General features: G+C 68.9%; 1 protein-coding gene. It reads left to right on the top strand.

Annotated elements, in window-relative coordinates:
- Nucleotides 1-7 precede the first annotated feature (7 nt).
- A partial coding sequence (locus IG98_RS55120) for an AMP-binding protein (protein WP_425428166.1) occupies nt 8-527 on the top strand: 520 nt, incomplete at its 3' end.

Raw genomic sequence — 527 nt, 5'->3', positions numbered from 1 at the left:
GGCTCAGGTGGGGCGGGTTCCGGATGCGGTGGCGGTGGTTGTCGATGGGGTGGGGGTGTCGTATGCGGAGTTGGAGGTGCGGGCGAATCGGCTGGCGCATTTCCTGATCGGTCAGGGGGTGGGTGCGGAGTCGGTGGTGGGGTTGGCGTTGCCGCGTGGGGTGGACATGATCGTGGGGATCTTGGGGGTGTGGAAGGCGGATCTTGGGGGTGTGGAAGGCGGGGGCGGCGTATCTGCCGGTGGAGGTGCGGTGTTGACGTTGACGACCGAGGAGGTTTTGGAGGGGTTGCCGGCGGGTCGGGGCCGGTTGGAGGGGTTGCCGGCGGGTCGGGGCCGGTTGGTGGCGGTGGATGACGCGGTGATGGCGATGCGGCTGGCGGCTGTCCCGGACAGTGCGCCGGGAGTATCGGTGGTGGATCCGGCGTCGTTGGCGTATGTGATGTATACGTCGGGGTCGACGGGGCGGCCGAAGGGGGTGGCGGTCACTCATGGGGGGTTGGTCAATTATGCGCGGTGGGCGGCGCAGG

The sequence above is a fragment of the Streptosporangium amethystogenes genome (genome assembly GCF_000721075.1).
Taxonomy (GTDB): domain Bacteria; phylum Actinomycetota; class Actinomycetes; order Streptosporangiales; family Streptosporangiaceae; genus Streptosporangium; species Streptosporangium amethystogenes.
This window is presented reverse-complemented; position numbering and strand designations above follow the sequence as displayed.